Source organism: Variovorax sp. J22R115 (genome assembly GCF_030317005.1).
Lineage (GTDB): Bacteria > Pseudomonadota > Gammaproteobacteria > Burkholderiales > Burkholderiaceae_C > Variovorax.
Genome location: NZ_JASZYM010000006.1, coordinates 93,361 through 120,347, shown reverse-complemented (window position 1 = coordinate 120,347; position 26,987 = coordinate 93,361). Strand labels below are relative to the sequence as shown.

Below are 26,987 nucleotides of genomic sequence, written 5' to 3'. Positions count from 1 at the left end.
TGATTCAAAGGTCAACAAGTGCCAAACACTGCGCAAGAACGAAGCCGATCGGCCGGCTTCACGCTGATCGAAGTCCTGATCACCGTGGCCATCGTGGGCATCCTTGCCGCCATCGCCATTCCAGCCTATTCGGACTACGTGAGGCGCGGGCAGGTGGTGGATGCGACCAATGCCATGGCCACCCTGCGCGCCAACATGGAGCGCCACTACCAGGACAACCGGACCTACAAGGACGTCGGCACCACCTTTCTCTCGCCTTGTTCGGCTTCCGCAGCGGCGCGCACCTTCGGCAACTTCGTGCTCAGCTGCAGCGACGGGTTGACCGACACCGCCTACACCGTCACGGCGACGGGCAGCGGACCCGTCAGTGGCGCGATCTACACGATCGACCAGGCGAATGTGCGCAAGACCACCGGCGTTCCCTCTGGCTCGGGCTGGAACACCTGCGACTCCGCCTGGATCCTGAAGAAGGGGCAGACGTGCTGACGCGCCGCCGCGTTGCCGGGCGCGTCGCAGGCTTCACGCTCATCGAGATGCTCGTCACGATGGTGGTGTTGACGATCCTTGTCGGACTGGCGATGCCCTCGATGAGCGCGTGGATCCGCAACAGCCGCTTGCGCACCGTCAGCGACTCGCTGCAGGACGGCCTGCGCCTGGCTCAGACCGAATCGCTGCGCCGAAGCCGTCAGGTGGTCTTCTCGCTGACCGACGACAAGGCCACCAGTACGACCTACACGGCCAAGCGCAACGGCAAGAACTGGGTCATCAAGACCGTGCCGAGCATGATGGCCGACGAGACCAGCGCCTTCATCGAGTCCGGCGTCCTGACCGACCTCGGCTCGACCATCAGCATCACGGGTCCGGCCTCGATCTGCTTCAACTCGCTCGGCAGGGTGGTCGCCAACGACAACCCCGGTGAAAACGCCGGCACCTGCAGCCTGCCGACTTCCGCACCTCCCGTTCAGACCTACGGCGTCACCTACAGCGACCTGAACTTGGGCGCCGACCGGCCGCTGCAAGTGAATGTCGCTCTCGGCGGCCAGGTCCGTCTATGCGATCCGGCGAAGACGCTGGATGCCACCCACCCCGACGGTTGCCCACCATGAACGCCAAGATCCCTCCCCGCAATCGCCAGCAGACAGGCATTGCCTTGCTCGAAGTGCTGGTGGCGATCCTGATTTTTTCATTCGGCATCCTCGGCCTGATCGGCCTGCAGGCGCGCGCCATCACGTTCTCGACCGATGCCGAGGACCGCAACCGCGCCGCGATGCTCGCGAACGAAGCGGCCACCTTGATGTGGCTCAACAGCTCGCTGACCGTGCCCGAGGCATCGCTGACACCGTGGAAGGCGCGCGTGGCGAAAGCACTCGCCTCCGGCCAGGGCGAGGTGGTGATCGACGGCAGTGCCGCCGATGTCTCGATCACCTGGCGAGCGCCCTCGAAACCGGCGTCGGACCCGCCGGCCCGCCTCGTCACCCGCGTGGTACTGCCATGACCAGAAGCATCCTGACCGATTCGAGAGGTCGCCAGCGCGGCCTGACGCTGATCGAACTGATGGTGTCCGTCGTCATCGGCCTGATCGTCACGCTGGCGGTCACCAGCGCCGTGACCTTCGGGGAGGCGACGAAGCGCTCGACCACCAGCACCAACGACATGGGCCAGTCCGGCTCCTATGCCGCCTACCTGCTCGACCGCGCGGTCCGCAGCGCGGGCTCGGGCTTTGCGCAGTCGTGGGACCTTGGCGGCGTCTTCGGCTGCAAGCTCACTGCGGCGCGCGGTGCGGCGGCGATCCTTCCACGCGCCGCAGCCTTTCCGGTGCCCTTCGACAAGTTCCTCGGCGGTGCCGCGGGCAGCGCCAATCTGCGCGTCGCGCCGCTGATGATCGCGAGTGGACAAGGCACCGACGCACTGTCGGACGTGCTGGTCGTGATGGGCGGCAACGCGGCCGCAGGCGACGTTCCGCGCATCATCCGGTCCAGCGGGGCCAGCGCCAACATCCTGCGCCTGGACAACACCATCGGCATGAAGCAGGACGACCTGGCGCTGGTCAGCCAGAGCGGGACCACCGACTGCCTGCTCGAACAGGTCTCCGCCGCCAGCCCCGGCTTCAAGGACGAAGCCGACAACGAACTGCTGCCACTGGGCAGCACCTACTACACGGCCGGGGGCGGCGCACTGGCCACCCTGGCCGGCAGCGGAGCTGCCTACCTGTCGCCGCTCGGCAATGCGGTCGCCAACAACGTGCAATTCCAGCTGTTCGGTGTCGGCGCCAATCGCACCCTGTTCAGCTATGACCTGCTCCGAAGCGGCGGCAACGACGATGCCCAGGCCATCGCCGAAGGCGTCGTGCGCATGCAGGCGATCTACGGGCTGGTCGATCCGGCCACCGGCGCGTTCACGAAATGGGTCGCGCCCACGGGCGACTACGCGATCGCGAACGTCATGAGCACGCCGCTCACGGCCCGCAGCATCGCAGCGGTGCGGATTGCGCTGGTCCTGCGCACCAGCCACTACGAGAAGGCGAAGGACAGCGGCGAAAAGGTGGCACCGACCGCCCTCAAGCTGTTCGGCGATCTGACCGAAACGGCGCTGCACCAGACCGTGACCCTCAGCGACGACGACCAGCACTACCGCCATCGCGTGGTCGATTTCACCATCCCGCTGCGCAACGTTCTGTTGCTCCCCAAACTATGAAACTCCCCTCGCCACTGCCGAGGCCGCGCGAGCGCGGCGTCGTGCTCCTGTTCTGCCTGATCATCCTGGTCGTGCTGCTGGCCGGCGGTGTGGCGGTGGTCCGCTCGATGAATGCCTCGCTGTTCAGTGCGGGCAACCTGGCCTTCAAGCGCGACCTGGTCAATCGCGGCGAGCAGGCGGCCCAGAAGGTCCTGACGGAGTTCAGAACGGGCGGCCTCGCAGGCGCCACGGCCGACATCGACAGCAACCAGGCCCTGAACTACAGCGCCAAGACACTGCCCACCAACGCCCGGGGCATTCCGCAGGCGTTGCTGAGCACGGAGGCCTACGGTGCCGTGGCCACGACCAAGATCGAGAACGCCGTCGACAAGGTGACGATCTGGTATGTGATCGACCGCCTGTGCAGTGACGTGGGCGCGGCGGCCACGCTCGGGCCCAAGGGCTGCGTCTACGCGCCGCTGAACACCCAGGTCACCGGCGGCAGCAGCCAGCGCGCCCGCGAGGATCTGCCGCCGCCTGCCACGTTGATCTACCGCCTGAGCGTGCGCGTCGATGGCCCTCGCGACACACAGGTCTTCCTGCAGTCGTCCTTCACCAAGCCCCAGACATGACAAGAGAGCAGGCGTTCATGAAAAATTTATTGCCTTGCATGGGCGTCGCACGCGTGCTCGCGCTCGCTGCGCTGCTCGGAGCGCACAGCTTCGCCGGCGCCGTGAGCCTGACGGACCAGCCCGTGTTCGCCACCTCGAACGTTCCGGGCAATCTCGCACTGGCGCTGTCGGTCGAATGGCCCACTGCATCGAGAACGGCGCACACGGCCAACTACAGCAGCGCCAGCAAGTACCTGGGCTATTTCGATCCGAACAAGTGCTACACCTACACCAAGGTCGCGACGGCCAACCCGGTCATTCCCGCCAACGGTGACGGCGTGTTCAGGGGCGATTCGAGCTACTTCAAGCCGACGGGCGTGGCGACCGGCCGCAAATGCATCGGCGGCGCGCTCGATGCCATGTGGAGCGGCAACTTCCTCAACTGGGCCGCGACCGCCACGATCGACCCGTTCCGCTGGGCCATGACCGGCGGCCGGCGCGTCGTCGACGAAGTGCTCGACGGTGTCGAAACCACCATCCTCGAAAAGGGCTGGCACGGGGATCGCGGCCTGTTCGACGACCGCGACCTCACGCCGAGCGAGATCGCGGGCGCAACGCCGTACGACGCCGCTTCCAGGCTCACGGTCCAGGTGCGCAATCGCGGCTTCGCGATGCGCCTGGTGACCACGGCGGGCGCGCTCCGGGCCGACTACTTCAACAGCAAGGATCTGTCGGGCACGCCCGTGACCGTGAGCAACGACAGCGCCGACCACGATTGGGGCAGCGATCGTCCCGTCGCCGGGATCAACGCCGATAGTTTCTCCGCGCGCTTCACGGGCAGCTACGTGGCGCCCGAGACCGGCGACTACATCTTCCGGGTCAGGGGCGACGACGGCGTGCGCCTGTGGATCAACGGCACGCAGGTCATCGATGGCTGGAAGGACCAGGGTCCGACGGACTACGATGCCACGGTCCCGCTGACAGCCGGCCAGCCCTTCGACGTCAAGATCGAGTACTACGAAAACGCCGGCGGCGCCGTCATGCAGTTCGGATGGCGGCGGCCCTCCGCGGCCAGCGTCAAGTCGTTCACTTCCGACATCGGCGCGTCCTCCAGCGCCGACTTCACGATGCGCAACCAGGTGTGCGATCCATCGGCTCCGGGCGGTGTCGAGAGCAACTGCAAGCCGTACGGCTCGAACTGGAAGCCCGAGGGGCTGATCCAGCAGTACTCGCAACGCATGCGCTTCAGCGCCTTCGGCTACCTGAACGACAGCAGCGACCAGCGCGACGGCGGCGTCATGCGCGCGCGCCAGAAGTTCGTCGGCCCGAAAGAGCCCGTTCCCGGCTTGCCCGACACGACCAATCCCGAGAACGAATGGGATCCCACCACCGGCAGATTCATCCAGAACCCCAACAAGGAAGATGCCGATGCGACGGCCGGCCTGACTGGCATCGCCATCTCGGACAGCGGCGTCGTGAACTACCTGAACAAGTTCGGCCAGCTGCTTCCGGGCAACTACAAGGACTACGACCCGGTCAGCGAGATGTACTACGCGGTCCTGCGCTACTTCAAGTACCTTGGGAACGTCTCGGCGTGGAGCAACCTGAATTCCACCGACACGGCCACGAAGAGGCGGTTGCTCGACGGCTTTCCGGTGATCACCGACTGGAAGAAGAAGGACCCGATCCAGTACTCGTGCCAGCGGAACTTCGTGCTGGGCATCGGGGACATCTACACCCACGTCGACAAGAACGTCCCTGGCAACTCGGACTTCAGGGTCCGCGAGCCGGGAGCGCCTGCAGAGTTCACTTCGGACCCGGACCTCGTCAACGCGGTGACGGCCACCAACAAGGTCGGCGCGCTCCAGGGCGTGGGCAGCATCGGCAGCAGCAGCGACTACAGCGGCCGCAACAACTCCGCGTACATCGCGGGCCTGGCCTACGACGCGAACACCGTGGACATCCGTCCGGACGACACGGGTTCGCCCCAGACGAAGGGCATGCAAACGGTGCAGACCTACTGGGTCGACGTGCTGGAGCAGGACTTCCAGGCCAACAACCAGTTCTATCTCGCCGCGAAGTTCGGCGGTCTCAAGGTACCGGACGACTTCAAGCCCTATGCCGCCGAGCCGCCGGACATCCAGCAGAACTGGTGGGCGACCAGCGCGGACACCCTCACCGACACCCGGACCAACACCGTCCAGCCACGCCCCGACAACTACTTCACCGCGGGTCGGCCCGACACGATGGTCGACGGCCTGACGCGCGCCTTCGCCAGCATCGCGAATGCCATCAAGGCGTACACCACGTCGTTCTCGCTGTCGACCGTGCAGGTGTCGTCGTCGGGCGCGGACTCCTACGCCTCACAGTACGACTCCGATGGCTGGACCGGCGTGCTGAGCGCCGGCAAGATGACTTTCGGCAAGGACGGTTCGCCCAGCGTGGAAGCACGCTGGACCAGCGCGGGCGCCTTTGAAGCACAGCTGGCCGGAACCGGATGGGATGTGAAGCGTCGCGTCGTGACATGGGACCCCGTCGCGCGTGTCGGCCAGCCCTTCCGCAAGGAAACCCTGACGACCGCTCAGTTCGACCTGCTCAACACGCCGTGGGACTCGCCCAACGGCGACGACCGCGCCGACTTCCTCAACTACCTGCGCGGGGATCGCAGCAAGGAAAAGACCTCGGCCCTCAGCGCACTGCCCTATCGCCATCGCAACGCGCTGCTGGGCGACATCGTGGACGCCAAGGTGACGCCGGTGGCCCCGCCGATGATGCGGTACTCGGAGTCGATCAACCCGGGCTACGCGGCCTTCAAGGCTGCCAAGGCGTCGCGCACCACGATGGTCTATGTGGGCGCGAACGACGGCATGCTGCATGCCTTCAAGGGTGGCCTCACCGACGCGTCGGCCGGCACCGAGCAGTTTGCCTATGTGCCCAGCGCGCTGTACGCCGGACCCACGGGCCAGTCGACGCTCAATGGCCTGGTCCAGCTCGGGAACCCCAACTATGAGCATCACTTCTATGTGAACGCCACGCCGCAAGCCTTCGACATCGACTTCAACAACGCGGGAGGTAGCTTCACCACCACCAGCAAGGACAACTCGGACTGGCGTTCCGTGCTGATCGGCGGACTCGGCAAGGGCGGCAAGAGCTTCTTCGCGATCGACATCACCGACCCGGACAGCATGACCACCGAGGCGATCGTCAAGGACAAGGTGCTCTGGGAGTTCACCGACACCACCATGGGCTACAGCTACGGCGCGCCCAATGTCATCAAGACCAAGAAGTACGGCTGGGTGGTGGTGCTGACCTCGGGCTACAACAACAGCAACGGCTACGGCTACCTGTACCTGGTCAACCCGCGCAACGGCGCGCTGCTCGAGTCGGTGCGAACGCCCACCGCGTCGGCTGGCCTGGCGCAGGCGACCGCCTACATCAAGGACTTCACGGATGGCACGGCCGATGCGATCTATGCGGGCGACCTCGACGGGCAGGTGTGGCGCTTTGACGTCAGCGCCGAGCGCAGTGCCACGGGGTCCTACCCCGCGCCGGTGAAGCTTGCGAGCGTCACCGACGGCGCCTCCAATCCGCAGCCGATCACCTCGCAACCGCTGGTCGAGATCGATCCCAAGTCGCGCAAGCGCTACGTGATGTTCGGCACGGGCCAGTTGCTGGACACGGTCGACATCAAGTCTGGCGCGGCGCAGGCCTTCTACGCGTTCGAGGACGGCACGGCGAACCTGTTCGGCGCCACCACGGGCATGTCGCGTTCCGGCCTCAAGTCCATCACGAACGCTGACCTGGTCAGCACCACGCCGATCAACTTCACGGGCAAGACAGGCTGGTACATCGAACTCGGCAGCACGGACAACGTCGGCTGGCGGATGATCTCGAACGCGACGTCCCACGACGGCGTCGTGGCCTTCGCGTCCCTGCTGACCACGGGCACTGCGTGCAGTCCCGCGGGCCAGAGCAACATCTATGCGATCAAGTTCGGCAGCGGGGCATCGGCCTTGGTGACGCCGGAGGGGACCCCGATGGCGCTCGCGTTCAACGCCGCCGCGATCACCGACCTGAAGTTCCTCGGGGTGGATGGCAAGGCCCAGGTCATCGGGGGCGACGTGGAAGGCAAGCGCCGCAAGTTCGACACCAAGCCCGGCGGCGACCCGGGGGTGCGCCTCTTGAACTGGCGGGAGGTGCCGACGATCGATTGACGGGCGCGGCGCGGCGGATCAGAGCGCGTTCGCGACCAGCGTCGCGGGCCGCGCTGCCTCGCGATGGACTGCTTTCCTGATCGGGCACTTTCGTGCGGCCGCCTTGCGGCGCCTGGCTTGATAGGCCCGAGCTTCCAGCTCACCTGCAAACCGGCTGCCTGCACCGTCACCACGGCACTGGCCCGGAGCGTCGCGCGCGACCCTGGGGTCAACGCGTCGGTGGCTCCTGCGGCTTGTCCCTGGCGGCGATTCTTGCCATGTCCCCGCGTTCGATGCGCTGGGCGATGTTCTCGCGGGCGTGAAGCACCAGGCGTGTGCCTTCGTGCTGCGGATACTTCTCGGCTTCAAGGATCGCGAGACCGAGCGATTTCACCGCGCGACCGTGATGCGGGAACTCCTTCTCGAATTCGCGCCGCTCCATCGCACGGAACGCGGCGCCCTCGCGCGCCCACTGGAGCATCTGGGCACCGGGCGGCGTGGCGTCGCACCGCGCGACCTCCTCATCTCGCCATCGCAGCACCTGACTCGCCAGGTCGCGCGGCACCGCGGGATCGTTGACCAGGCGCCGGACCAGGGTCTCCCAGCGCATGGCGAGTTGCACGAGCTCCCGCGGCGGGGGCACGCGGTCGCGCTCCACGTCCAGCGTCGCCTGCGCGCGCGCGGCACGCACCCACTCGCCGTCGATCAGCCGGTTCTCATAGAACTGCAAGCCCTTGACGTCGATGATTCGCAGTCCATCTACCGCCCGGCGGTCCTCGAGCTGTCCCATGACCAGGCGCACCTGGGCGACCGCAGCATCGTGCTTCAGTATCGTCGTGACGGCGCACGGCAACCCGCGCCCGCGTCCGAGGTCGTGGCGCGCGAGCAGCAGGATGCGGCTCCATGCCGGATCCGTGCTGACGAACACGGTCTGCACCACGTACGCCGCCTTGCGCAGCGCGACCGCCAGGTTGGGCAACGACGCCTTGCCATCGTCGAGTTCGTTCTCGATGAGCAGGTGGACGCGATGCTGGCGGGCGTCCTGCATCGCGCGATCGAACCAGTCGGCGACGTCGAGTTCCAGCCACGATGCGTTGGGGCCCTCGACGGTCCGATCGGCAGGGTGGTAGGCGCGCAGACGATCGGCGCAAAGGTGGACTGCCGGCCCGGCCGTCTTCAGAAGCTCACGCCGCAGCCGGGACGCCGCGGTCGGCACCCCTGCGCCGGGCTGGCCCGCCACGATCAGCGCGACGGGCGTGGTCGCGGCGCTGCTGCCTGCGAACAGGTCGGGCCGAATCCGGCGAACGTAGATGCGATCGCGCTCCTGCGCGCCGAGACGTTCGGGCCGGGTCATTCCACTGGTCCGTCAGGGTCGGAGATCGGCAGCGACGCGCCGAACCGGGCCAGGATGCCCTGCACGGCCCCGCGGTCGTTGGGATCGAAGTCGGCCAGGCGCTGGCACGCCGCATCGCGCTCGTCGCGCACGCGCTCCAATTCCGCAAGGTCGGGCTGCTCGAGGCTCAGACCCTCGTCGAGTGATGTCGTGAGCCTCGCGATGATGCGGTGAAGCAGGGCGAGTGCGAGTTCCGCCTCCAGGGCCGGCTTCAGCGGATCCCAGTAGCGAGGCTCGTAGGCGCCCGCCACCGGGTCGCTGGCGAGTCGCGTCGGCGCGTCCCGCTCGCGATCGATCGAGAAGCTCCGATTGCGCACCGCCTTGGTCAGCATCGCGCGCATGACGTCGGGCAGCTCCATCCCGATCTCCGCCGCCATCCGATGAACCTCTTTCGCAATGTGCGGGTCGATGCGGAAACGAATGATCGGGTTTTCCATGGCGACGCGAGTTATAGCAGGCGGCGCGCGTGCACCGCCTCGCCCTCAAGGACCCGCAGCGAAACACGGAAAGGCCATGGCGCCGCCTCTCAGTTCAGTTCAACCCACAGCGCGATGGCGCTCAAGTGCGCGGGGTAGAAGGCATAGAAGGCCCAGCGGTGACGGGGAACCGGGATCTCCACCCGGCAGGCCGTCCACACGAGCGGCAGGCAGGCGAGCGCGGCAAAGCTTCGGTTCACGATCCACAGCGTCGACAGGGCCGCCGTCCACGCCGCGAGCCGCAGCCCTGACGGTTTGCGGCAGAAGGCCCACGCGCCGAGGCAACTCAGCAGCCCGAACCACCAGAATTCGACCACCGCGCCCGCCGCCACGAAAACGAGCACGGCCCATGCCCGCCGCACCGCACCGCCGCGTTCGATCAGCCAGACGATGCAGGTGGCCGCCAGCAGCGTGAAGAGGATGTTCAGCGGCCACCCGCCGATGAGCGCCACCGACGCCGGTGCGGCCAAGGCGCCCGCCACCAGCAACCGCCGTGCGACCCGCGCATGCAGGCCGTCCCGGCAGGCACCCGGGCGGGCGAGGTTGTACATCAGCACGAAGCCGAACAGCGGCATCGCGAGTCTCCCGAGTTCGAACGCGACCCCAAATCTCTGACCCCACAGGTACTTGTTGACATGATCGAGCGCCATGCACGCGAGCGCCACCCATTTCAGGGCTTCCAGGGTGCCGCCGGCGATCGCCAGACCGGCGTGGTGCTGATCCGCTGGCGACGGGTTCCGAGACAGGGTCTTGTTCAATGTCGTCCTCCGCTCAGTACGCCGGCGGCAGATCGATGCCTTCCTCCCACAGGCGACGCCACTGCGCTTCGTACTGCGCCGCGACATCCGGGGTGTTGCGCAGCACGAGCACGTTCTCCGCGTTGCGTTGCGCCGCGGACGCCGTGTAGTTGAAGCTGCCGGTCTGCACGGTGCGCCCATCGACGACCATGAACTTGTTGTGCTGCAGTGCATAGCGTGCGTTCAGCCGCACCGCGACCCGCTCGTTGGCCAGGAAGCGCGCCGCCGTGTCGCCGTGGCGCGCTTCTCCTGCGTCCACAACGACCCGCACCTGGACGCCCCGTCGCTGGGCGTCGCGCAGGGCCACGGCGATCGGACGGCTCGTGAAGGCATAGGCCGCCACCACGATGGAAGTGCGCGCGCCGCGAATCGTCTCCAGGACCAGGGGCAGGGCCTGCCCCGGCGTGAAGGCCGCGGATGCGGTCGCTCCCGCGGTGGACGTGGCTGCCGGTGGCGCAGCGGGCAACTGCCGGGGCGAATCCCAGCGGAGGCCGCTCGGCGCCGCGAAAGCGAGCGCCGAGGCGAGCACGAGGACCGCACTCGCGCCAGCGCATCGTTGGACCCGCCGCATCATGGTTGTGCCCCTAGGCCGTGCGATCGAGATCGCCGATGCGCCGCGCAGCGCGTCCGCGGGGAGGCAGGGGTGGTTGCGGCGGCGTCCGACGACCGGGCAGGTCCACCCGCTCGCCGCGCGCGAGCGCATCGGCCATGCCCTCGCGGATCGCCTTCACGAGACGGCGCTGCTCGTCCTCGCGCGGCGTGAGTCGGCGCGCGAACTGCTCGGCCAGTTTCAGGCCCGCCAATGCTCCTGCGAGATCCGGGTGCTGGGCCAGCACCAGGTCTGCGGCCATCTGGCCCTCGCGAACCATCTCGGCCTTCTGGCGCAGCGTCGCGACGTACGAACTTTTCTCGACGGCCCAGGCCATGCGCTGGCGGATCGATTTTTGCTCGCCGATCAGTTCGCCAGCGTCGTTTCGCAGGGGAAGCCGGACCGGCACGGGCCGGGCACCGCGCTGGCGCACGGTCACTTCGTCTCCGACCCGCACGCCCGAGCGCGATTCCGCGAAGGCACGTTCCAGATCCGCGCCCCACAGCGTGCGCTCGCCCGCTGCCGTGCGAACGCGCGCGTAGTACGACATCCGCTCGGCCGGATCAAAGTGGTAGGGCGCGGGCGCGTGTGCCAGCAACTTGCCGGTGACGGGCTCCCGCAATTGCGCCGAGGGCGCCGAGGGCGCCGGTTGTGCACTGTCGGCGCTGGCCGGGTTGGCATCGGCGGACGCGCGGGCGGGCGCCTCGTCTCGTTGCGTCAGGGTCCTGCCGGGCCGTCGATCCATGGCCCGCTGCAGCAGCTGTCGATCGAGCGCATTGGCCCGGAAACCGTCGACCGCAATCCCCTGCAAGCTGGCCTCGTGCCAGACCGTGCGCCTGAACGCCTCGGTGCCCTTGAGCCTGATCGCTCGCCATCCCCGGGCCTGCATGATCGCCACCACGCTGTGGACCACTTCGAGGTTGTGCGTGCGCACCTTGAGCCGGGAGCCCTGGTCGACAAAGGCGAGCGTCCGATCGGGAAAGAAGTAGCGGTCATCGATGCGCAGGAACCGGCGCACGACCGCATCCGGCACCAGGCGGTTCGCCGCCGCGCCAGGGCGCGGCAGGTGCTCCTGGACAACGCCGGCCGCGCCCGCCGGACCGTCGAAATCGGGGAGCTCGCCGGGTTGTCCGGCACTGGCGGGAGGACTGGAAGGTGCGGCCATGGTGGTCTCCTGCTGCATGGGGCGAGGGGCTTGTCAGTCGAGCAGCCTCGAGATGAACGTGTCGGCCGCCGCCTTGATCTCGTCGTCGGTCATCGGGCCCTTCGGGATCTCGACGTCGTCGAAATCCAGCGAGAAATCGTCGAGGTCGAGTTCATCGAAGTGCTGTGGGTCGGCTTGCATCGCGGGGACCTCCTTGAAAGCGCTGTGGACACCGGGTCGGGGGACGGGGGCAAGCGGTCCGGCGGCGGTTCGCAGCCGCGTGACGCTCGCGATGTCGAGCCGCGGGACTTCGGGCGGCGGGCACTCGCGCCGGGCGAAGAAGCGGTCGCGGAAGTAGTACACGCGCTGCGCCAGCACCGGGCGCAACCCTTCGTAGAACAGGATCAGCCGATGCGGCCCCAGCTCCTTGACCTCTTGCGGCAGCAGCAGGCGCCGCGGCTGCTCGCTGATGCTCACGGTCGGTGACTTGCCGGCGCCGCCCCACATCGGGCGGCTCACGTTCTTCTGCCTGACCGTGCAGGTTCCGAGTTCGCGCGACACGGCTTCGGCATCGTCGAACTCCTTGGGCGGGAACACGATGCGTGCCGCGAGCATCTTGCGGATCGACTTGGCGCCCTCGATGCCGTACTTCTCGATCAGCTGCGAGTTCGACTGCACGATGATCACCGTGCGCACGTTGTAGCCCGGCAGGAAGGCCGTGGACTCGGCGATCACCGGAATGCGCCCGAGTGCGGGGAACTCGTCCAGCATCAGGAGCAGCTGGTGCTTGAGCGCCGGATTGTTCTCCGGGAGCTCGCGCGTCTGCAGGCCGATCGCCTGCTGGAAGAACAAGTTCAGGAGCGGCTGCAGCCGTGCGACGTTGTCCGGGTTGATCTGCACGTAGACCGAGATCGGCCGCCGGCGCAACTCGCGCAGGTCGAAGTCGTTGGCCGAGGTCGCCGCGTCGATCAGCGGGTTGAGCCAGAGGTCGAGCCGACTCGTGAAGGTCTTGCGGATGCTCGAGGCCGTGGTCGGCGCCAGGTCGATCACGTCGTAGAGGCTCTGCACGGCCTCCTGGGAGAGCGGGTAGCCGGCCCGCTCGCAGGCGTCGATCACGCGCTTCCAGTGCTTCTGAAAGCCTTCGTCGTCGCTCGCCATGCCCTGGCGCAAGATCTCGCCGAGGGTTCGCGTCGAGCCCTCGGTCTCGAACAGGTAGAGCGCAATGCCCAGGAACAGCGATCGCGCGGAAGAGGTCCAGAACGGGTCGCCCGCATGCGGGTCCGGGAACAGCATCGTCCCGATGCGTTGCAGGTCATCGATGCATCGGTAGGGCACGCTGGACACGTAGCCCAGCGGGTTCCAGCGCGCCGAACGCTCGCGCTCGGACAGCGGATCGAACAGGTGGACTTCCTGCCCGTGCGCCGCGCGATAGCCGGCCGTGCGCAGGAAGTTCTCTCCCTTGATGTCGCTGACGATCGCGGAGCCCGGCCAGTTCAGCAGGTTCGGCACGACCAGTCCGACTCCCTTGCCGCTGCGCGGGGGCGCCTCCAGCTCGACGCCTTGCTGGCCCGGCAAAACCAGGTAGCGATTGCCCAGCCGCCCGAGGATGATGCCGTGCTCGCCAAGCAACCCGGCCCGCGCGATCTCCCGCTTCGTCGCGAACCTTGCCTCGCCGTGCAGCGGCCGGCGCCTGGGCAACAGCGCGAAGCCGACGACACCGAACGCAAGGCCATGGCCGCCAGCCAGCGCCAGGATCAGCGTGCGCCGGATGTCCGGTCGTTCGCCGTGGTCCTGCCAGTAGCGGTACGCGGTCAGCGGCGTGGCCTGGTGCGGTGGCAGCTTCACCGCCATCAGGAAGAAGTAGCCGGCGAGGTACAGGCCCACCACCGCCGCCAGCAGCAGCGCCACCGTGATCCTCAGCGGGCTACGCAAGCCCTCTGAGCTTGGTCCCGGGGTCATGCCAGATCTCCGTCACCGCACGCTGCTGTCGGTCCCGCGCGCATTGCACCACCACGTCGACGCTCAACTGCGCGAGCTCCACGCCTTCGCGCGTGCTCATCCCCTGCCCGGCATCGCTGCGCTTCATCAGCTGAGCGAGCGCGACGAAGGCCATCTGGGCGCTGTCGGCATGCACACTCGTGATCGACCCCGGATGGCCGGTGTTGACCGACACGAGGTAGTCGTACGCCTCGTCTGCGGTGCGCAGCTCCGACACGAAGATCCGGTCGGGGCGCTGTCGCTTGGCGCTCGCGAGCAACTGGCCCGCCGTGAGGCTGGCCTGTCCCTGGGCCCCTTGCGAGTAGAACAGCCGGACGTGGTTCGGCTGGTTGCGCAGCGACAGCTCCTTGACGTCCTCGATCGTGATCAGTCGCTCCTCGGGAGGCACCTCGAGGATCAGCGCCTTGCTCAGCGTCGTCTTGCCCGAGCCGGTGGCACCGGACAGCAGGATGTTCCGCCGCAGCTGCACGGCGCGGCGCAGGAACGCGACGAAGTGGCGCTGCGCCAGCAGCTGCGTGAGTTCGCGATCTGCCGCAGGAAGGTCCGTTCCCGCCGCAACCGCGCACCGAACGAGCGGAACCACCCGCGTCGGCTCGAACATGCGGGCCTGCCCGAGTTCCTCGAGGCTCCAGAGCGTGTTCGAAGGGCGGCGGATCGTGATCGATACCGTGCGGTCCTCGGTCGCCGGCGGCAGCACGACCTGGATGCGCTCGCCCCCGGGCAGGGTGGCCGAGAGCAGAGGTTCGCTGGCCGAGATGCGCTGACGCGTGAAGTTGGCCACCAGTTTGGCGATCGACATGCACCAGTCGAAGGTGGCGGCGGGCAGCAGCTCCTGTGTCCAGCCGGTCTGTCGCTCGACGAAGGCGCTGCCCGGCTGGTTGATGCAGATCTCGGTCACGGCCGTGTCGCCGAGCAGGGGGGCCAGCGGGCCCAGGAACAGCGCGAGCGACGACGGCTCGTCGTGCGCCGTCGCGTGCGGGTCCGCATCACCGGTCCGATCGGATGCCGGGGCGCCGGGAGTCGCCGTGCTAGGGACGGTCGGGGTCGCTGCGCAGTGCATAGACGGGCCTGAAGTCGACATCGCGCGCCACCAGGATCTGGATGCGCTCGCCCTGGTTCTTGATGACCGTCGGTGGAATCGACATGGTGTTGCGCAGCACCTCGGCGATCACGTCGCGGCCGCCCTGCGGGCCGAGCACCACACCGCCGCCGCTGCCGATGTTGTTGCCGCTTTGCTGGTGGGCCGTGATCGCCTGCATCGTGCCGTCGATCACGGACAGCAGGATTGCGGCGCCGAAGCGCTGCCAGAAATGCGTGTCGACAAAGCCCGGCAGGCCGTTGCGGCCGAGTTCGTCCGTGCCCGGCGATGCCAGCTGAACCACCACGCCGGTGGGCGTGCGCGCCTCGTTCCAGACCACGAACACGCGGCCCTGGCCCTGGCGAGGCTCGCCCCGCTGCTCGCCCACGAACTTGGTGCCACGCTCCAGCAGGACCACCTTGCCGTCCGCGCCGTACACGTCGCTCGCGCCGATGCAGGTGGTCATGCCTTCGTAGGTCGAGTCGATTGCGGTCTCGAGCGTGCAATCGATGAAGGCGCCCTTGGGCAGCAGCATGCGGCGGGTCGGCAGCAGTTGCGCACTCACCGCCGGGGTCGGCGTGGGCTTCAACATCGCCGCGAGGTTCCCGCTGCCCGCGGGTGCGGTCGCGGGCGCCTGCAGCGCACTGAGCCACTGTGCCATCCCCGGGGCTGTGATCGGAAGGCCGGACATCGGTGGCGTTGCGGCGAACGCGCCAGCAGGGGAGGGGCTCGCAGCGCCCGCCGCGGGGCTCGTCTGCGCGCGCCGCAACACCGGGACGCCAAGCTGCCGCTCGAGCGCCAGCTGCTCGGGGGTCTTGGCGGGCGCTGCCCCCGGGGTCGCTGGGACGGGTGCGGGCGACGGCAAGGGAGGCGGCGCGGTCGCCGCGGCGTCGGGCATCGTACGCGCTGCGGGCGGATCGACGCGGCCCAACGGCGGCACCTTCATCTCCCCGGCGGCGCGCGCCGCCGCGGCCTTTCTGGTGGCGTCTTCGGCGTCCTGCGTCCTGGTGTACTGTGCCGTGTAGTACCAGAACAGGAAGCCGGCGCCCAGCAGGACGATGGTGCCCAGTGCGAGGCTGCTGCTCACGCGCGACTGGATCGACCGTTCACGGTTCACGGACGGGATGGCGCGCTCGCCCTGCACGGCGGTGGCATCCGGCTCAGCGGAAGGCGCGCCATCGAAGGGTTCATCACGGCCCGAGAGGATCTCGCCGGTTTCCCGATCGACTTCCAGCCGCTCGTCGCCTACCGGGCGGCTTGGACCATGCGGCAAGCCGGCGTCGCGGCGCCAACGATCCTTCCAGTTCATGGCGCTGCTCCGGGCGTGGTCCGCTCGACACCCGGCACGGTGGTGTTCGAGCTGGTGCGCGCTCCCCCGCCGGCGAACGATCGGTTCACCACACAACCCACCAACTGGCCGCGGCGCAGCACGAAGCGCCGAGCGACGCGGTGGATCACGACTTCGTCGTCGTCGATGTTGAAGTTGAGAAGCGACTCGCTGCCGTCGTCGTTCTGCACAAAGAGAGCCGGAAATTCTGACCGGGCCTGGAAGCGAAGACGGGTCTGAACGCCGTCGTCATAGGCGCTCATCGGTTTCAACGTGCCGCTTCCGCAGAACCAGTAGTCGCGGTTTCGCGGTCGATCGGTCGACGCTTTCCTCAAGCGCGCTTCGGTCGAAAGCCGCTCGCGCTCGGCGGCCGCAGCTCGCGCATCATCCGCGGGATAGGTGAATCGGATCGAGTACACCATGCGACGCGCCGCCTTGCCGGTGGGGGCCGTGGAGGACACGGCATAGTCGAAGTGATAGGCACGACGGTTGGTAAGCACCGTCAGATTGGTCGTCGCATGGGCCTCCTTCGGCTTGATGAAGAAGTGGTTGCGCTCGGCGCCGACGTCGAAGGCGCCGTTGTCGCCGGAGCCCAGATTGACAAACTCCTCTCCCTCCGCCCACTGCATGTGGATCTGGAAGCCGACGTAGCCTTGCAGCTCGACCACGTCATCCGGGTTGTAGGCAATGACTCGAATGCGTGCATCGACCGCGCCTGCGGGTGGCACGGTGCCTGCCGAAGCCCTCGACACCAAGCCCGCCGTCGCCATGGCCGCGACGACGATCGCGCGCGTGATGGCCAGGCATGTCATCGCACTTCTCCCTTGCCGGTTGCAGGCGAACCCGTCGCAACCTCGGGCTCGCGCCGATACTCGACTACACGAAACCCGAGCGGGTTGAGCGACCGGAGCTTGTCGTCCTTGGAGGGCTGCGTGTAGGCGAACTCGATGGTCGAGACCCAGTGGCTTGTCTGCTCATCCCCGCTGCCGCCCGGGCGGGTAGAGCGACTGAAGCGGACCTGCGCGAGCTTGTCGCGACCGCTCTCGAGCTTCAGGAAGCTCACCGAACGAATCTGGGTGCGAACGGTGGTGCCGTCCTTGAACAGGTTGAGGGGTGAGGCCGGATTGTTGACGTTCCAGAGGGCCGCCCATTCCTGGTTCAGGCGCGGCGAGTTCTGCGCCGCGACCAGCTCGTAGTCCGCCTCGGCCGTTCCGTAGAAGTACCGCTCGCGCGCAATCACGTGGTTCGACAGAAGATTGCGCGTCACGACCTGTTCGATATCCGTCGTGCCTTCGTAGGTAGGCACGACGTCGACGATCCCGCTGGTGCTGTCAACGCGGATGACGACAGGGACCGGCTGCTTCAGGGGCGTCAAGCCCGCTACCGCCGAGACGGCGAGCAGCGCGACAAGGGAAGCAAGGGCCGCGACCGTCCACGCGATGCGTGAGGAACGAACAGCGCTGCGCGCGCGATCGATTTCCCAGCTTCTGGCTTCCTGCAGGTATTGCTCAAGGTCCGGCTCGCGATTCATGAATCGCTCCTCGGGCTGAGACATCGGCGGGCGCATTGATCGGACTCAGCGCGCCTTCGCACCCCGGAGGCAGCGGTGGACGTGTCCCGCAGGCCGACAGCGGCGCGACAACGGAAAGGAGCAGAAGGAAGAGCCTCAACCTGTCCTCCTTGTCCTTAGCGCAGGGTGTTCGGGTTGGGCATCACTTGCTCGCGCGGCACCACCGTGCCTCCACGCCTGTTGCCACCCATCCGATTCCAAGTGTTGGCGACGCCCGTCCCGACGCGGTTCCCAGCCAGCCGCCGGAACGAATCCCATCTGCTGCCCGGCTCCCGGTGCAGCCCGTCGAGGACACCGCGGCCGAATTCGTAGGTGGTGCGGCGCACACCACCCATGGCCCATTGAGCAATGCCGCTCACAAATCCGAAAGAGCTTAGTGCAACTCCGCTGGCCAGGCCGGATGCAATAGGCATAACTTGTCGCATGATCAGAAAGACCAGCGATGCACAGAGCACCATATTCAGAGCATCCACAGTAACGATGGCCGATCCGAGGGCCGCCGTTTGCGTTGCATACGATGAGACGACCTTTAACATCAGAGTCGCAACGAGAGTACTGAGGACGGCAATTAGGGCGTAGTTCGCAAGTTGCGCGATCCATGCTTCGAAAAAGCGCCTTGTTGCCTCGAAGAAGAGCAAACATATGAACACGGGCCCAATGGCCAGAATGATCGCTAAGGCCAGTTTGGAAAGCGCCAAGAGGAAGAGCGAATAAACCGCTACGCCGCCCATGATGAAATAAACAATCGCTCCCGCGAGGTAGAAGCCGAAGTCTCCGCTTAGGACTCCGCCTTTGTTCCAGAGAATGGATGCGACAGTGCCGCCCTTGTCCCATATCGTGTCGATGACGGCTATGGGATTCGATGCCCCAGTAATGGCAGCGGCGAGTTGACCGGGTGCATTGAAGAAGGTGTCGACGATGACACTGTTGTAGTTCCAGAGTCGCAACCCGACCCCAAAAACGAGCGCTATGAAGACGATACGCCTGACTCCTTCCCACACGGGCTCTTGGACTCGGCCTGTCAAACTCAGAAAACCCCACATCATCACGTAGATCGTGGCGAGCGTTACAACGGCTGGTTCCACTGCGGCCGCCACAATTACCGAATGGCTAGCGATGTAGCCGGTCAGTTGCGTATCTAGCCACGCCCAGAACTGCTGAAAGAACATGCTCTTCTCCCCAGGACGAGTCTTATTTGCCGCTGCCCCCCGGCACCGGGGGGGCCGGCTGAAAGCGCTTTTGAAAATCCCCATGCTCGGGTTTTGGTGATGGAGCCGGAGCTGGCTTCACGGCCTCATCAGTAGTTGTTGGAACTTGGACTTCGATGACGTCTGGCTTGAGGACCTGATAGGCACCGCCCGCCGCAAGAGCGGCGAGAACGACGATAACGATGTAGACAATCGGTCTTGACATGGCAGCCTCACGGTGACGGCGCAAATCTCGAAGGAAAACCCCCGTGACCAGAAATTACTTGCTCACGCACTCTTTGTTGCCTTGTGAGCTCCTCGCTTCGGGCGATTTCGTACAAGCCCTGCAGTTTGATCTGTTCGTTGGTCAGCATGCTTTGCTCGGCCTGTATGCGGGCCTGGAGATCCTGGATTGCCTTGGGGTCTCTCGCAGTCCCGATGCGGTCAACCAGCTGCTGTAACGCGGAGAAGCGCTGGCTGGTATTTTGATAGGCGCCCTGGCTCATGGCGCTGAACATTGCGGAAGCCTGGCGGCCCTGCTCGACGACCTGGCGCATCTCCGGACTCAGTGCGCTCATTTGGGAGCCCGAGAGGATGCTGTTGGCGCGCATGATCGACTGGATCTGGCCGGACAGGCCGGCATACCCACCGGACGTGGCATTGACGGTGTTCATCAGTTCGCTGTAGCTCGGTGGCAGGTAGTTCCGGGCAATGTCGGACCCAGGCAGCAGTTGCTCCATGCCTCGCGTGCCGGTCAAGGCGGTGTACGTCTGCTGCAGTTGTGCGTTGGATTGCGTGAGTTGGTCGTACTGGCGCTGCATGCCCGAGAGTTGTTGCTGCCAGGCGCCAAGCTGCTGCATCAGGCTGGCCACGGCGGCCATGTCGATGACCGGGATGCCCGCTTGCGCGTGCCACGGCATCATCGCCGCGACGGCTGCAAGGATGAGACCGATGAGTCGTCTACGCATGGCGATGCTCCTTCGAGGTGGGGGCGCTGTGGCCCGACATCGATACACCCGAGAGCGCGGCGCGAAAGCGTGGCAGCCACCGCGCGGGCTCCGGGCCCTCCTGCGCGATGACCTCGCGCATGATCCGGACATGGGCCGTGCGGCCGGAGATGACCTGCAGTGCGTCGTCGAAGCCCCGCAGGTCCAGCTGCGCCACGACGCTGACATGGTTCTGCTTGATGAGAAACTGGCGCGAGCCGGGCTCCAGTTCCTGTTTGATCAAGGCGAACTCGCGGTCCGTGAGGTTGAAGCCCTCGGTGTACTCCGCGTGATCGGCCTCGGGGTTCGGGAACAGGATCTTCGTCGGGGTCTGCTCCACGATCGCGCGGGCGATCGCCGAGTCCAGGACGTGGCTGGTGCTCTGGGTGAAGGTGGCAATGTTGGCGTTCTTCTTTCGCCAGGTTTCGAGACCGTTCTTGGCGAATCTCGCGAAGGCGGGGTCGTTCAGCAACTTGGCGAACTCGTCCATCCAGCAGACCAGCGGCCGGCCATCGACCATGCGATTCACCAGATGGAACAGGTACATCGTGAGCGGCGCACGCACGACATCGTGGTCGAGGAAGTCCGTCACGTCGAAGCCAACGAGCGCATGCCGGTCCAGCAGCGGTGCGACTTCGTCTGCAGGATTGTCGAAGACCCATGCGAACTCGCCATGCTCGGTCGCGCACCACGGGCGCAGCCGGGCATGCATGCCTTCGGGGTCCGTCACGTCGAGAAACGCCGCAAGGCGCGACAGCCGGCGGTAGGGTAGCTCCAGGCGCAGGGTGCCTCGAAGGGCCTGGTCGAGGTCGTCCTCCTGCCTGACGGTGAGGATGTCGGCCGGGCTGCGAAGCACCAGCCGGCGCAGCCATTGCCGCATGAACTCCAGGTTGTCGGCGAGGCTGTCGTCCAGCTGCAGCGGATTGCAACCGGTGGGCACCCCGTTCTTGAGAGGCAGGTAGCGCCCGCCCAAGGCCCGCACCAGGATATGCAATCCCTCGTCCTTGTCGAAGATCACTTGCGTGGCATCGAGCCGATTGCAGATGGCGATCATGCAAAAGCCCAGCAGGGTGGTCTTTCCCGTTCCCACCGGACCCACGCCGGTCACGTGCCCGACATCGCGGCGACTGCCGCCGTCGGCGCGTCGCGGGTCGCTCGCGTGCAGCGAGAAATAGAAGGGCGAGCCTGCGCGTGTCACGAGCATCGCGAGCGCATCACCCCAGAAGTTGCCTGTCGCGCGGCCCGTCGGAAAATTGTGGAAGGGTGACATCGCCGCGAAATTGCGGCTCGTGATCGGCGCCTTCCTGGTGCGATAGGCAAAGTTGCCCGGCAGCTGCGCCCAGAAGGCCGCCTCGAGTGCCAGGTCCTCGCGCGCCACGACCATGCCCGTGTCGCCCAGCAGGTAGCGCGCCTGCGCGACATGGTCATTGAGTTGCTTGAGCCTTGGCGCGACCGCCGCGGTGCCCGCGCCATCGAAGGCGTCCGCGAGGACATGGAGCGTGAAGTGGTGATCGCCAAGGACGAAGCGGTTGCTCATCAGGTCGTCGAGCGCTTCCTTGAGTTCTTCCGCTTGCGACACTGCCATGTCCCCGGCGGCGGCCATGCGGTGGTGCTGGCGCGTCATCATGTCGGTCGCGCTGCCCTTGCTCAGGAACGTGAAGCTTTGCGTCAGCACGAACGGAAAAGGCGCGGTGAGCAGGGCACCGAACATGCCGGGCGCGCTCGGGGTCGGGTACTCCTTGATCCCCAGAAAGGCGCCGATCCGGGTCTGGGTGCCCGTCCGGTACTCCATCGCCTCATTGCCGAAAAAGGGCCGGCTCGTGGCCAGCACCTCGTTGAGCGGCGCACGGGGCAGTGGCATGCGCTGCCATTCACCGTTGATCAGCAGGCCATGGAACTCCAGGAGGCTCGAGCAGAGCACGTCGCTGCCGTCACGCCGGTAGACGCCAAGGGTCTCCGGGTCGTAGCGCTCCAGCGCCGCGAGGAGCTCCTGACGCTTCTTGGCGCACTCGTCCAGCGAGTCGCGCATTTCCGCGCGTGCGCCGTCCAGATCGGTGGACTTCAGCAAGCGCAGCGTCACGTTGCCCATGCGCGTGGGCTGCGGCCGAAAGACGAGCGAGAGGTAGAGCTCGTTGACCATCAGGTGCTCCCGGGCCATCTGGCGCCGATAGCGCTCTTCAAACTCCCCGGCAAAGCCGGCAACGCAGCGGCCCGGCGGCCAGGCCGATTCGCGCCGACGAACAACGTGGGTCCACAGCGCGAGATGGGGCGAGGCGATGTTGCGCCACAGGACGTTGAGGCGCTCGTGCCAGTTGTTGATGTCTTCATCGTCCGCGCTCTCGAAGCTGGCGCCCGCCAGGCGCAGCGTCTGGACGTAGTCGCCCGCGCGCGTGCGCGCGACGTGCGCATCGACGTGCGTGACCAGCGGAATCATGCCCTCGGCGCCCGCTTCGCGGCGCAAGAGCCGGTCCTTCTGCAGGCCCAGCGTCATGATTGCCTCCCGTGAAGGACGACCGGTGGCGGGCGGCGGCGGCGCCGCCCGCGTGCATCCGGCAAGTCCAGGGCCAACGGGCTGTACGAGCTGGCGCGCCAGTGCCGCAGGTTGCCCGCGAGCAGCGCCGGCAGCCGGGTGCGACCCCAGAGCTGCAGCAGGTCGAAGAAGCGAGGCTCGTAGAGGCACACCAGATAGAGCACGCCGTGGATCGGAAGGAAGGCCAGCAGCCAGGCGAGGTTCTTCGTCAAGATGAACGCCTCGGTCGTTAGCACGACGTTGAACATCATCGCGGAGTAGGTCACGCCCCAGACCATCGACGGCCGCGTCATGCCGACGAAGAGGGGGTCGGCCACGATGCCCTGGTTGCGATCCATGGCGATGCGCCTTACACGCCGAACATCCCGCGGATCCACGAGACGATCTGTGGCCCGCCGAACACCAGCACCGTGCCCAGCATGACGCCGACCATCCAGAACCAGCTGATGCGCCCGAACCAGGCCATCACCCCCGACACCATGACCGCCACCGCGGCCAACGGGGTCAGGATGGCGACCAACTGGGACTGCGTGGCGTTGGCGCCGGTCGCGAACGGGCTGCCCGCGGCGGCCAACTCCGGCGCCAACGCCACCACTGCCGCCAGCACGGCCCACAGCGGGACATGGCCAGCGCGCCCGACCCGCTGCGCCATGGCGCGGCGGGTCAGGCCAGCAGCTCGAGTCGCACCAGCGTGCTGCCGATGTCCTGGGTCTTCAGGTAGGTGACGAGGGTGTTCAGGTTGCGGTAGGTGCGCGGCCCGCGCGTGCCCGAGACCGTCGAGCGACCCGCCCGCCACGTGATCCGGGCCTGCAATTGGTAGCGATGGGGCTCGGTCTCCACCACGATCAGCTCGTTGACCTCGCGGCGACGCAGGAACTCGAGCAACTCCATCGCCGTCAGTTCGTCGGGAAGGGGCGGCGTCGTGCGCTTCGTCTCCGCGGATGTGTCGCGACGCGTCGTGGCCATGGTTGTCCTTGGTTCCTCTGGATGGCGCAGGATTGTGACGGAGACGGCAGCGGACCATGATGCTCTACTCCAGGCGGCGGGTCAGGGCGTGGCGCGTGGCGTCGACGCCCGACGCGGTGGCGGAGGAATCGGCGGCGGCGCGGGCCGCGGCGGCCCTGCCGTACACGTCCCACCAGCGGGCGGGCGGTCGACTCTTCACGGGCGCCGCTTTGGATGCCGTGGCAGGCGCGGCCGCGGCGGGTGGTGCGGCCGTGCTGCCCCGCGCCGCCGGGCCGGGCTGCGCGGTGCCGATCTCGCGCTTGAGCGCGTCAATATCCTGGAGCACCCGGGCTCCTTGGGCCTCCGCTTCGTCCGCCCCCGTCGCATCGCCGGCCGCAAGCCGCTCGGCACGGCGTCGCGCCAGCGACTCGGCGTCGCGGCGCGACTGCCTCAATTCGTCGTGAAGGACGCGCATCCGCTCGCTGTCGCGGGCGGATTGCTCGACCACCGTGACGGTGGGCCGGGCGCCGGGGAACGCGGGTTCTGCCATCGCCACAGGGGCGACGAGGACGAGCAGGAGCATCAAGCAGCGCACGGCCTCGGGCCCCGTCCAGCCCTTCAACACAGCACGTTGGCGTTGACGAGACCCTGCTTCCATGGGCGCACTGTTCCACAACCCCAAATACACGGTCAAGACAGATTGCGTTATTTTTATTGCTATAGCTAGCTATAGCATGTATGGACATGGAAAGTTTTCGGAGCTACGCTGTCGGAGAGGCATGCGTCAGTTCGGTGCCAATCGATGCGAACGCGCGGCGATGTCGGGCCATCCCATCGTAGGGCGTCGAACGGCGGGCCTCAATGCACCGCCTGCTGCACCGCCGCAAGAGGGGCAACAGAAGGTTTCGCGGCTGTCGGCCGAAGGTTCTCAAGAGGCTTGCACGAGGAGCCGGAAATGCGTGTCGTGGTCCTGACGAATCAAAAAGGTGGCGTCGGCAAGTCGACGCTGAGTGTGCTGCTTGCCGAGTGGCTCGCTGAGCGGCACCGACTGCGGGTCGGCGTCATCGACCTCGATACGCAGGCCAACGCTTCGAAATCGCTCGCCCGTTTCGCCAGCGGGCGCGAGGCCGTCGAGTTCTTCGAGCCGCAAGCGACTGCGGCCTTCGCGTCGGCCACGCCATGCCTCACGCTCTTCGCAGGAACCAAGCGGCTGGCCGATCTGGAACTGGCAAGGCCCGAGCTCATCCTGCCCGTCTTTCGCCGGCAGGTCACGACGCTCGCGGAGTCCTTCGACTTCCTCGTGATCGACACACCGCCCTCGCTGGGGCTGCGCATGAGCGCCGCGCTGATCGCGGCGACGCATGTGGCCTGCCCGATCGAGCTCGAGGAATACAGCATCGACGGCGTCACCGACATGCTCAAGACCATCTTCGGTATCCGCCGGCGCTACAACGCCGGATTGCGGCTGGCCGGGCTGCTCGCCAATCGCTACAACCCGCATTCCGTGCGCCAGAAGGCCGCGCTGCACGATCTCGTCGCCCATTACAGCGAGTTCGTGATCCCAGCCAAGATCTCCACCCGCTCGGCGATCCCCGAGGCACTGGCCGCAGGCGTGCCGCTCTGGCGCCTGGCAAAGAGCTCGGCGCGCGACGCAGCGGCCGAGGTCGCCGTGGCGCTCGACCTGTTGATGCAGCGCATCGACGGCGTGGAGCGCGCGAACGCCGTGCAGGAGGGTCCGTGATGGACGGCATCGAAGCGCTCGACCTCAGCGCCCTCGCGCAGTTCAAGGCCAGTGCATTGCTGGCGGAGATCGACGTGGCTTCCACGTCTTCGCCCATCGGGTTGCTCCAGATCGAGCTCACGCGGATCGACCTCGACCGGCGCCAGCCGCGGCGCACGCTCAGCGAGGCCAGCCTTGCGGAACTGGCCGAGTCGATCCGCCTGCATGGTGTGCTCGAGCCGATCTCGGTGCGCCCCCACGCGGACATCGCGGGCGGCTATGTCGTCAACCGCGGTGAGCGGCGCCTGCGTGCGAGTCGGATGGCGGGACTGGTGAGGATCCCCGCGTTCCTCGATGAGCGCATCGATCCCTATGCACAGGCCGTGGAGAACCTGCACCGCGAAGACATGTCTCCGTTCGACGTGGCGCGCTTCATTGCCGAGCGCGAGCACGAAGGGCACCCCAGGGCGGAGATCGCCCGTCGCCTGGGCAAGCCGCGTTCCTTCGTCACCGAGATCGCAGCGTTGATCGACGCCCCGGCCGCGGTGCGGCAAGCCTTCGAGGAAGGTCGACTGGGCGCCGACCTGCGCGTGTTGTACCGGCTGGCCGGCGCCCTCAAGGAGCGTCCGGAGCAGGTCGCTGCGGTGCTGGCCCAGGCGGGTCCGATCCGTCGCGCCGACGTGGACGCGCTGCTCGAAGTCGCGCGCCCGCAGCCGGCCGCTGCGGACCGTTCGCCGGCCACGGTCCCGAACCGTGCCGGCGGCGTTGTCAGCGCGGGGCGCACGGTGCTCGTGGTCGAGCACAGCGGACGGCGCGGCTCGTTGCGCCTGAAGGCGCACGACAGGGACGTCGGCGAGGTGCACTTCGGGGATGGCAGCCGCACCCTGGTGCGGCTGGTCGAACTGAGGCCCCTGTGCTGGGCCACCGAGGAGTAGCCCATGAGTCGCTCCATGATCGATAGCCGGGCGGCACGCGCTGCGAGAAGGTCTCGGCGCCTGGCTCGGCCGCTTGCGCTGAGGCTTCTGCTTGGCGTGTGCTTCGTGGCGCTGCAGCTGCTTCGCATCACCTGCTGCGCGCTGCTCGTGCTGATCGAGCCCGTGCTGCGCGCGACCTTGGTGCCGATCGCGTATTTGAGCTTTCTGGTGACGCTGATCTTCGGCTTCCTGATCGGCGATCCGCGCTTCCCGCGCTGGGGCATGCTCGGCTTCTCGGTCGGCACCCTGATGCTCTATTGGCTATTCTTGGGCCTGATGAGCCTTTTCATGACCTTGCCCCCCGACCATGACTGTCGTTGACGAAGCGCTGCTGGAGCGTGTGGCGCGGGAGCGCCGATTCGATCCGCGCACGCTCGAGATCGCGCGGCGATTGTTCCTCGGCAACGATTCGGCCAAGATGCTGTCCACGGAGTACGGTGTGATTCACCAGCGCATCTATGCGATTCGTCGCATGGTGCAGGAAGCCGTCCAGAGCTATGGCCTTCCCGACGGATGGTCGGAAGTCACCTTGAGCGGTCCCGCGGACCTGGTGCGCGCAGCCAAAGCGCGGTTCGAGAGGCAGAAGCGTGCGCGGCTTCGCTCTGAGCAGTGACGCGGGCTGCTGCGGCGACGCACCGGTCAGAGTTCTGGCGAGGACCTGAACCGCTTCCCCGAAGCGCTCGACAGCGATGACAAGCGGCTGCAGCTCGATCCCGATGGGGCTGACGCCTACTTCAATGCGGTCCGGCTGCGTGATGAACTCGACCACCGCCCACGTGCCATCCGATACCTCAGT

General features: G+C 66.9%; 27 protein-coding genes. 10 read left to right on the top strand and 17 right to left on the bottom strand.

The features are described 5' to 3' along the window. Nucleotides 1-18 precede the first annotated feature (18 nt). From QTI04_RS12220 to QTI04_RS12195, 6 genes are read left to right on the top strand one after another with little or no spacing between them, the layout of a single operon-like run. The gene (locus QTI04_RS12220) at nt 19-486 is read left to right on the top strand and encodes a type IV pilin protein (RefSeq protein ID WP_286615911.1); all 468 of its coding nucleotides are present in this window, start codon (nt 19-21) and stop codon (nt 484-486) included. Next, a complete protein-coding gene (locus tag QTI04_RS12215; protein WP_286615909.1) occupies nt 480-1,106 on the top strand; it encodes a prepilin-type N-terminal cleavage/methylation domain-containing protein in 627 nt (208 codons plus the stop codon). The genes QTI04_RS12220 and QTI04_RS12215 overlap by 7 nt, the downstream gene beginning before the upstream one ends. Continuing rightward, nucleotides 1,103-1,495, top strand: a complete 393-nt coding sequence (gene pilV, locus QTI04_RS12210) for a type IV pilus modification protein PilV (RefSeq protein WP_286615908.1) — start codon at nt 1,103-1,105, stop codon at nt 1,493-1,495. Before QTI04_RS12215 ends, pilV begins: the two co-directional genes overlap by 4 nt. Next, entirely contained in the window at nt 1,492-2,694 is a 1,203-nt protein-coding gene (locus QTI04_RS12205) for a PilW family protein (RefSeq protein ID WP_286615907.1), read from the top strand. Before pilV ends, QTI04_RS12205 begins: the two co-directional genes overlap by 4 nt. Then, the gene (locus QTI04_RS12200) at nt 2,691-3,305 is read left to right on the top strand and encodes a hypothetical protein (protein ID WP_286615906.1); all 615 of its coding nucleotides are present in this window, start codon (nt 2,691-2,693) and stop codon (nt 3,303-3,305) included. The genes QTI04_RS12205 and QTI04_RS12200 overlap by 4 nt, the downstream gene beginning before the upstream one ends. Nucleotides 3,306-3,322: 17 nt before the next feature. After that, on the top strand, nt 3,323-7,498 hold the full coding sequence (locus tag QTI04_RS12195; RefSeq protein ID WP_286615904.1) for a PilC/PilY family type IV pilus protein: 4,176 nt from the start codon (nt 3,323-3,325) through the stop codon (nt 7,496-7,498). A gap of 208 nt (nt 7,499-7,706) precedes the next feature. Here QTI04_RS12195 and QTI04_RS12190 read toward each other — a convergent pair whose 3' ends face one another. From QTI04_RS12190 to QTI04_RS12110, 17 genes are all read right to left on the bottom strand, one after another. Next, the gene (locus QTI04_RS12190) at nt 7,707-8,831 is read right to left on the bottom strand and encodes a zeta toxin family protein (protein WP_286615903.1); all 1,125 of its coding nucleotides are present in this window, start codon (nt 8,829-8,831) and stop codon (nt 7,707-7,709) included. Continuing rightward, on the bottom strand, nt 8,828-9,307 hold the full coding sequence (locus QTI04_RS12185; protein WP_286615902.1) for a hypothetical protein: 480 nt from the start codon (nt 9,305-9,307) through the stop codon (nt 8,828-8,830). Before QTI04_RS12185 ends, QTI04_RS12190 begins: the two co-directional genes overlap by 4 nt. An 89-nt stretch (nt 9,308-9,396) precedes the next feature. Next, on the bottom strand, nt 9,397-10,104 hold the full coding sequence (locus tag QTI04_RS12180; protein WP_286615900.1) for a TraX family protein: 708 nt from the start codon (nt 10,102-10,104) through the stop codon (nt 9,397-9,399). 13 nt (nt 10,105-10,117) lie between these two features. Beyond that, nucleotides 10,118-10,717, bottom strand: a complete 600-nt coding sequence (locus tag QTI04_RS12175) for a phospholipase D family protein (protein WP_286615899.1) — start codon at nt 10,715-10,717, stop codon at nt 10,118-10,120. Nucleotides 10,718-10,727: 10 nt separating this feature from the next. Next, the gene (locus QTI04_RS12170) at nt 10,728-11,897 is read right to left on the bottom strand and encodes an LPD7 domain-containing protein (protein ID WP_286615897.1); all 1,170 of its coding nucleotides are present in this window, start codon (nt 11,895-11,897) and stop codon (nt 10,728-10,730) included. A 33-nt stretch (nt 11,898-11,930) separates the two neighbouring features. Next, nucleotides 11,931-13,835 carry a type IV secretory system conjugative DNA transfer family protein gene (locus tag QTI04_RS12165; RefSeq protein WP_286615896.1) on the bottom strand — a complete coding sequence of 635 codons (1,905 nt, stop codon included), beginning with the start codon at nt 13,833-13,835 and terminating at the stop codon, nt 11,931-11,933. After that, nucleotides 13,801-14,934, bottom strand: a complete 1,134-nt coding sequence (gene virB11 / locus QTI04_RS12160; protein ID WP_286615894.1) for a P-type DNA transfer ATPase VirB11 — start codon at nt 14,932-14,934, stop codon at nt 13,801-13,803. Before virB11 ends, QTI04_RS12165 begins: the two co-directional genes overlap by 35 nt. After that, the gene (virB10, locus tag QTI04_RS12155; protein ID WP_286615892.1) at nt 14,903-16,261 is read right to left on the bottom strand and encodes a type IV secretion system protein VirB10; all 1,359 of its coding nucleotides are present in this window, start codon (nt 16,259-16,261) and stop codon (nt 14,903-14,905) included. The genes virB11 and virB10 overlap by 32 nt, the downstream gene beginning before the upstream one ends. Continuing rightward, nucleotides 16,258-17,091, bottom strand: coding sequence for a TrbG/VirB9 family P-type conjugative transfer protein (locus QTI04_RS12150; protein ID WP_286615890.1), 834 nt, complete (start codon nt 17,089-17,091; stop codon nt 16,258-16,260). Before QTI04_RS12150 ends, virB10 begins: the two co-directional genes overlap by 4 nt. Next, nucleotides 17,088-17,810: a virB8 family protein gene (locus QTI04_RS12145; protein WP_286615888.1), complete on the bottom strand. Its 723-nt coding sequence runs from the start codon at nt 17,808-17,810 to the stop codon at nt 17,088-17,090. The genes QTI04_RS12150 and QTI04_RS12145 overlap by 4 nt, the downstream gene beginning before the upstream one ends. Nucleotides 17,811-17,965: 155 nt before the next feature. Continuing rightward, complete coding sequence (locus QTI04_RS12140) at nt 17,966-19,018, bottom strand: type IV secretion system protein (RefSeq protein ID WP_286615886.1); 1,053 nt, start codon at nt 19,016-19,018, stop codon at nt 17,966-17,968. Between the two features lie 251 nt (nt 19,019-19,269). Then, nucleotides 19,270-20,004, bottom strand: a complete 735-nt coding sequence (gene virB5 / locus QTI04_RS12135; RefSeq protein ID WP_286615885.1) for a P-type DNA transfer protein VirB5 — start codon at nt 20,002-20,004, stop codon at nt 19,270-19,272. Next, entirely contained in the window at nt 19,997-22,513 is a 2,517-nt protein-coding gene (locus QTI04_RS12130) for a VirB4 family type IV secretion/conjugal transfer ATPase (protein ID WP_286615884.1), read from the bottom strand. The genes virB5 and QTI04_RS12130 overlap by 8 nt, the downstream gene beginning before the upstream one ends. Further along, the gene (locus QTI04_RS12125; protein ID WP_286615882.1) at nt 22,510-22,890 is read right to left on the bottom strand and encodes a type IV secretion system protein VirB3; all 381 of its coding nucleotides are present in this window, start codon (nt 22,888-22,890) and stop codon (nt 22,510-22,512) included. The genes QTI04_RS12130 and QTI04_RS12125 overlap by 4 nt, the downstream gene beginning before the upstream one ends. 11 nt (nt 22,891-22,901) lie before the next feature. Beyond that, nucleotides 22,902-23,204: a TrbC/VirB2 family protein gene (locus QTI04_RS12120; protein WP_286615880.1), complete on the bottom strand. Its 303-nt coding sequence runs from the start codon at nt 23,202-23,204 to the stop codon at nt 22,902-22,904. Between the two features lie 11 nt (nt 23,205-23,215). Then, nucleotides 23,216-23,518, bottom strand: a complete 303-nt coding sequence (locus QTI04_RS12115) for a hypothetical protein (RefSeq protein WP_286615879.1) — start codon at nt 23,516-23,518, stop codon at nt 23,216-23,218. 64 nt (nt 23,519-23,582) lie between these two features. Continuing rightward, nucleotides 23,583-24,119 (bottom strand): hypothetical protein, encoded by a 537-nt coding sequence (locus QTI04_RS12110; RefSeq protein ID WP_286615877.1) that lies wholly within the window; start codon nt 24,117-24,119, stop codon nt 23,583-23,585. Between the two features lie 333 nt (nt 24,120-24,452). Between QTI04_RS12110 and QTI04_RS12105 the strand changes: the two genes are divergently transcribed. The 4 genes from QTI04_RS12105 (at nt 24,453) to QTI04_RS12090 (ending at nt 26,804) form a co-directional block, all read left to right on the top strand. Continuing rightward, nucleotides 24,453-25,238: a ParA family protein gene (locus tag QTI04_RS12105; RefSeq protein ID WP_286615876.1), complete on the top strand. Its 786-nt coding sequence runs from the start codon at nt 24,453-24,455 to the stop codon at nt 25,236-25,238. After that, nucleotides 25,238-26,152: a ParB/RepB/Spo0J family partition protein gene (locus QTI04_RS12100; RefSeq protein WP_286615875.1), complete on the top strand. Its 915-nt coding sequence runs from the start codon at nt 25,238-25,240 to the stop codon at nt 26,150-26,152. Before QTI04_RS12105 ends, QTI04_RS12100 begins: the two co-directional genes overlap by 1 nt. A 105-nt stretch (nt 26,153-26,257) precedes the next feature. After that, on the top strand, nt 26,258-26,512 hold the full coding sequence (locus QTI04_RS12095) for a hypothetical protein (protein ID WP_286603191.1): 255 nt from the start codon (nt 26,258-26,260) through the stop codon (nt 26,510-26,512). Then, the gene (locus tag QTI04_RS12090; RefSeq protein ID WP_286603193.1) at nt 26,499-26,804 is read left to right on the top strand and encodes a hypothetical protein; all 306 of its coding nucleotides are present in this window, start codon (nt 26,499-26,501) and stop codon (nt 26,802-26,804) included. The genes QTI04_RS12095 and QTI04_RS12090 overlap by 14 nt, the downstream gene beginning before the upstream one ends. Nucleotides 26,805-26,987 lie beyond the last annotated feature (183 nt).

What these genes read in the sequence shown, in the direction of transcription:
- pilV (WP_286615908.1), top strand. Translation starts at nt 1,103, where the DNA reads ATGAACGCCAAGATCCCTCCCCGCAATCGCCAGCAGACAGGCATTGCC.
- QTI04_RS12205 (WP_286615907.1), top strand. Translation starts at nt 1,492, where the DNA reads ATGACCAGAAGCATCCTGACCGATTCGAGAGGTCGCCAGCGCGGCCTG.
- QTI04_RS12200 (WP_286615906.1), top strand. Translation starts at nt 2,691, where the DNA reads ATGAAACTCCCCTCGCCACTGCCGAGGCCGCGCGAGCGCGGCGTCGTG.
- QTI04_RS12195 (WP_286615904.1), top strand. Translation starts at nt 3,323, where the DNA reads ATGAAAAATTTATTGCCTTGCATGGGCGTCGCACGCGTGCTCGCGCTC.
- QTI04_RS12190 (WP_286615903.1), bottom strand. Translation starts at nt 8,831, where the DNA reads ATGACCCGGCCCGAACGTCTCGGCGCGCAGGAGCGCGATCGCATCTAC.
- QTI04_RS12185 (WP_286615902.1), bottom strand. Translation starts at nt 9,307, where the DNA reads ATGGAAAACCCGATCATTCGTTTCCGCATCGACCCGCACATTGCGAAA.
- QTI04_RS12175 (WP_286615899.1), bottom strand. Translation starts at nt 10,717, where the DNA reads ATGATGCGGCGGGTCCAACGATGCGCTGGCGCGAGTGCGGTCCTCGTG.
- QTI04_RS12170 (WP_286615897.1), bottom strand. Translation starts at nt 11,897, where the DNA reads ATGGCCGCACCTTCCAGTCCTCCCGCCAGTGCCGGACAACCCGGCGAG.
- QTI04_RS12165 (WP_286615896.1), bottom strand. Translation starts at nt 13,835, where the DNA reads ATGACCCCGGGACCAAGCTCAGAGGGCTTGCGTAGCCCGCTGAGGATC.
- virB11 (WP_286615894.1), bottom strand. Translation starts at nt 14,934, where the DNA reads ATGCACTGCGCAGCGACCCCGACCGTCCCTAGCACGGCGACTCCCGGC.
- virB10 (WP_286615892.1), bottom strand. Translation starts at nt 16,261, where the DNA reads ATGAACTGGAAGGATCGTTGGCGCCGCGACGCCGGCTTGCCGCATGGT.
- QTI04_RS12150 (WP_286615890.1), bottom strand. Translation starts at nt 17,091, where the DNA reads ATGACATGCCTGGCCATCACGCGCGCGATCGTCGTCGCGGCCATGGCG.
- QTI04_RS12145 (WP_286615888.1), bottom strand. Translation starts at nt 17,810, where the DNA reads ATGAATCGCGAGCCGGACCTTGAGCAATACCTGCAGGAAGCCAGAAGC.
- QTI04_RS12140 (WP_286615886.1), bottom strand. Translation starts at nt 19,018, where the DNA reads ATGTTCTTTCAGCAGTTCTGGGCGTGGCTAGATACGCAACTGACCGGC.
- virB5 (WP_286615885.1), bottom strand. Translation starts at nt 20,004, where the DNA reads ATGCGTAGACGACTCATCGGTCTCATCCTTGCAGCCGTCGCGGCGATG.
- QTI04_RS12130 (WP_286615884.1), bottom strand. Translation starts at nt 22,513, where the DNA reads ATGACGCTGGGCCTGCAGAAGGACCGGCTCTTGCGCCGCGAAGCGGGC.
- QTI04_RS12125 (WP_286615882.1), bottom strand. Translation starts at nt 22,890, where the DNA reads ATGGATCGCAACCAGGGCATCGTGGCCGACCCCCTCTTCGTCGGCATG.
- QTI04_RS12120 (WP_286615880.1), bottom strand. Translation starts at nt 23,204, where the DNA reads ATGGCGCAGCGGGTCGGGCGCGCTGGCCATGTCCCGCTGTGGGCCGTG.
- QTI04_RS12115 (WP_286615879.1), bottom strand. Translation starts at nt 23,518, where the DNA reads ATGGCCACGACGCGTCGCGACACATCCGCGGAGACGAAGCGCACGACG.
- QTI04_RS12105 (WP_286615876.1), top strand. Translation starts at nt 24,453, where the DNA reads ATGCGTGTCGTGGTCCTGACGAATCAAAAAGGTGGCGTCGGCAAGTCG.
- QTI04_RS12100 (WP_286615875.1), top strand. Translation starts at nt 25,238, where the DNA reads ATGGACGGCATCGAAGCGCTCGACCTCAGCGCCCTCGCGCAGTTCAAG.
- QTI04_RS12090 (WP_286603193.1), top strand. Translation starts at nt 26,499, where the DNA reads ATGACTGTCGTTGACGAAGCGCTGCTGGAGCGTGTGGCGCGGGAGCGC.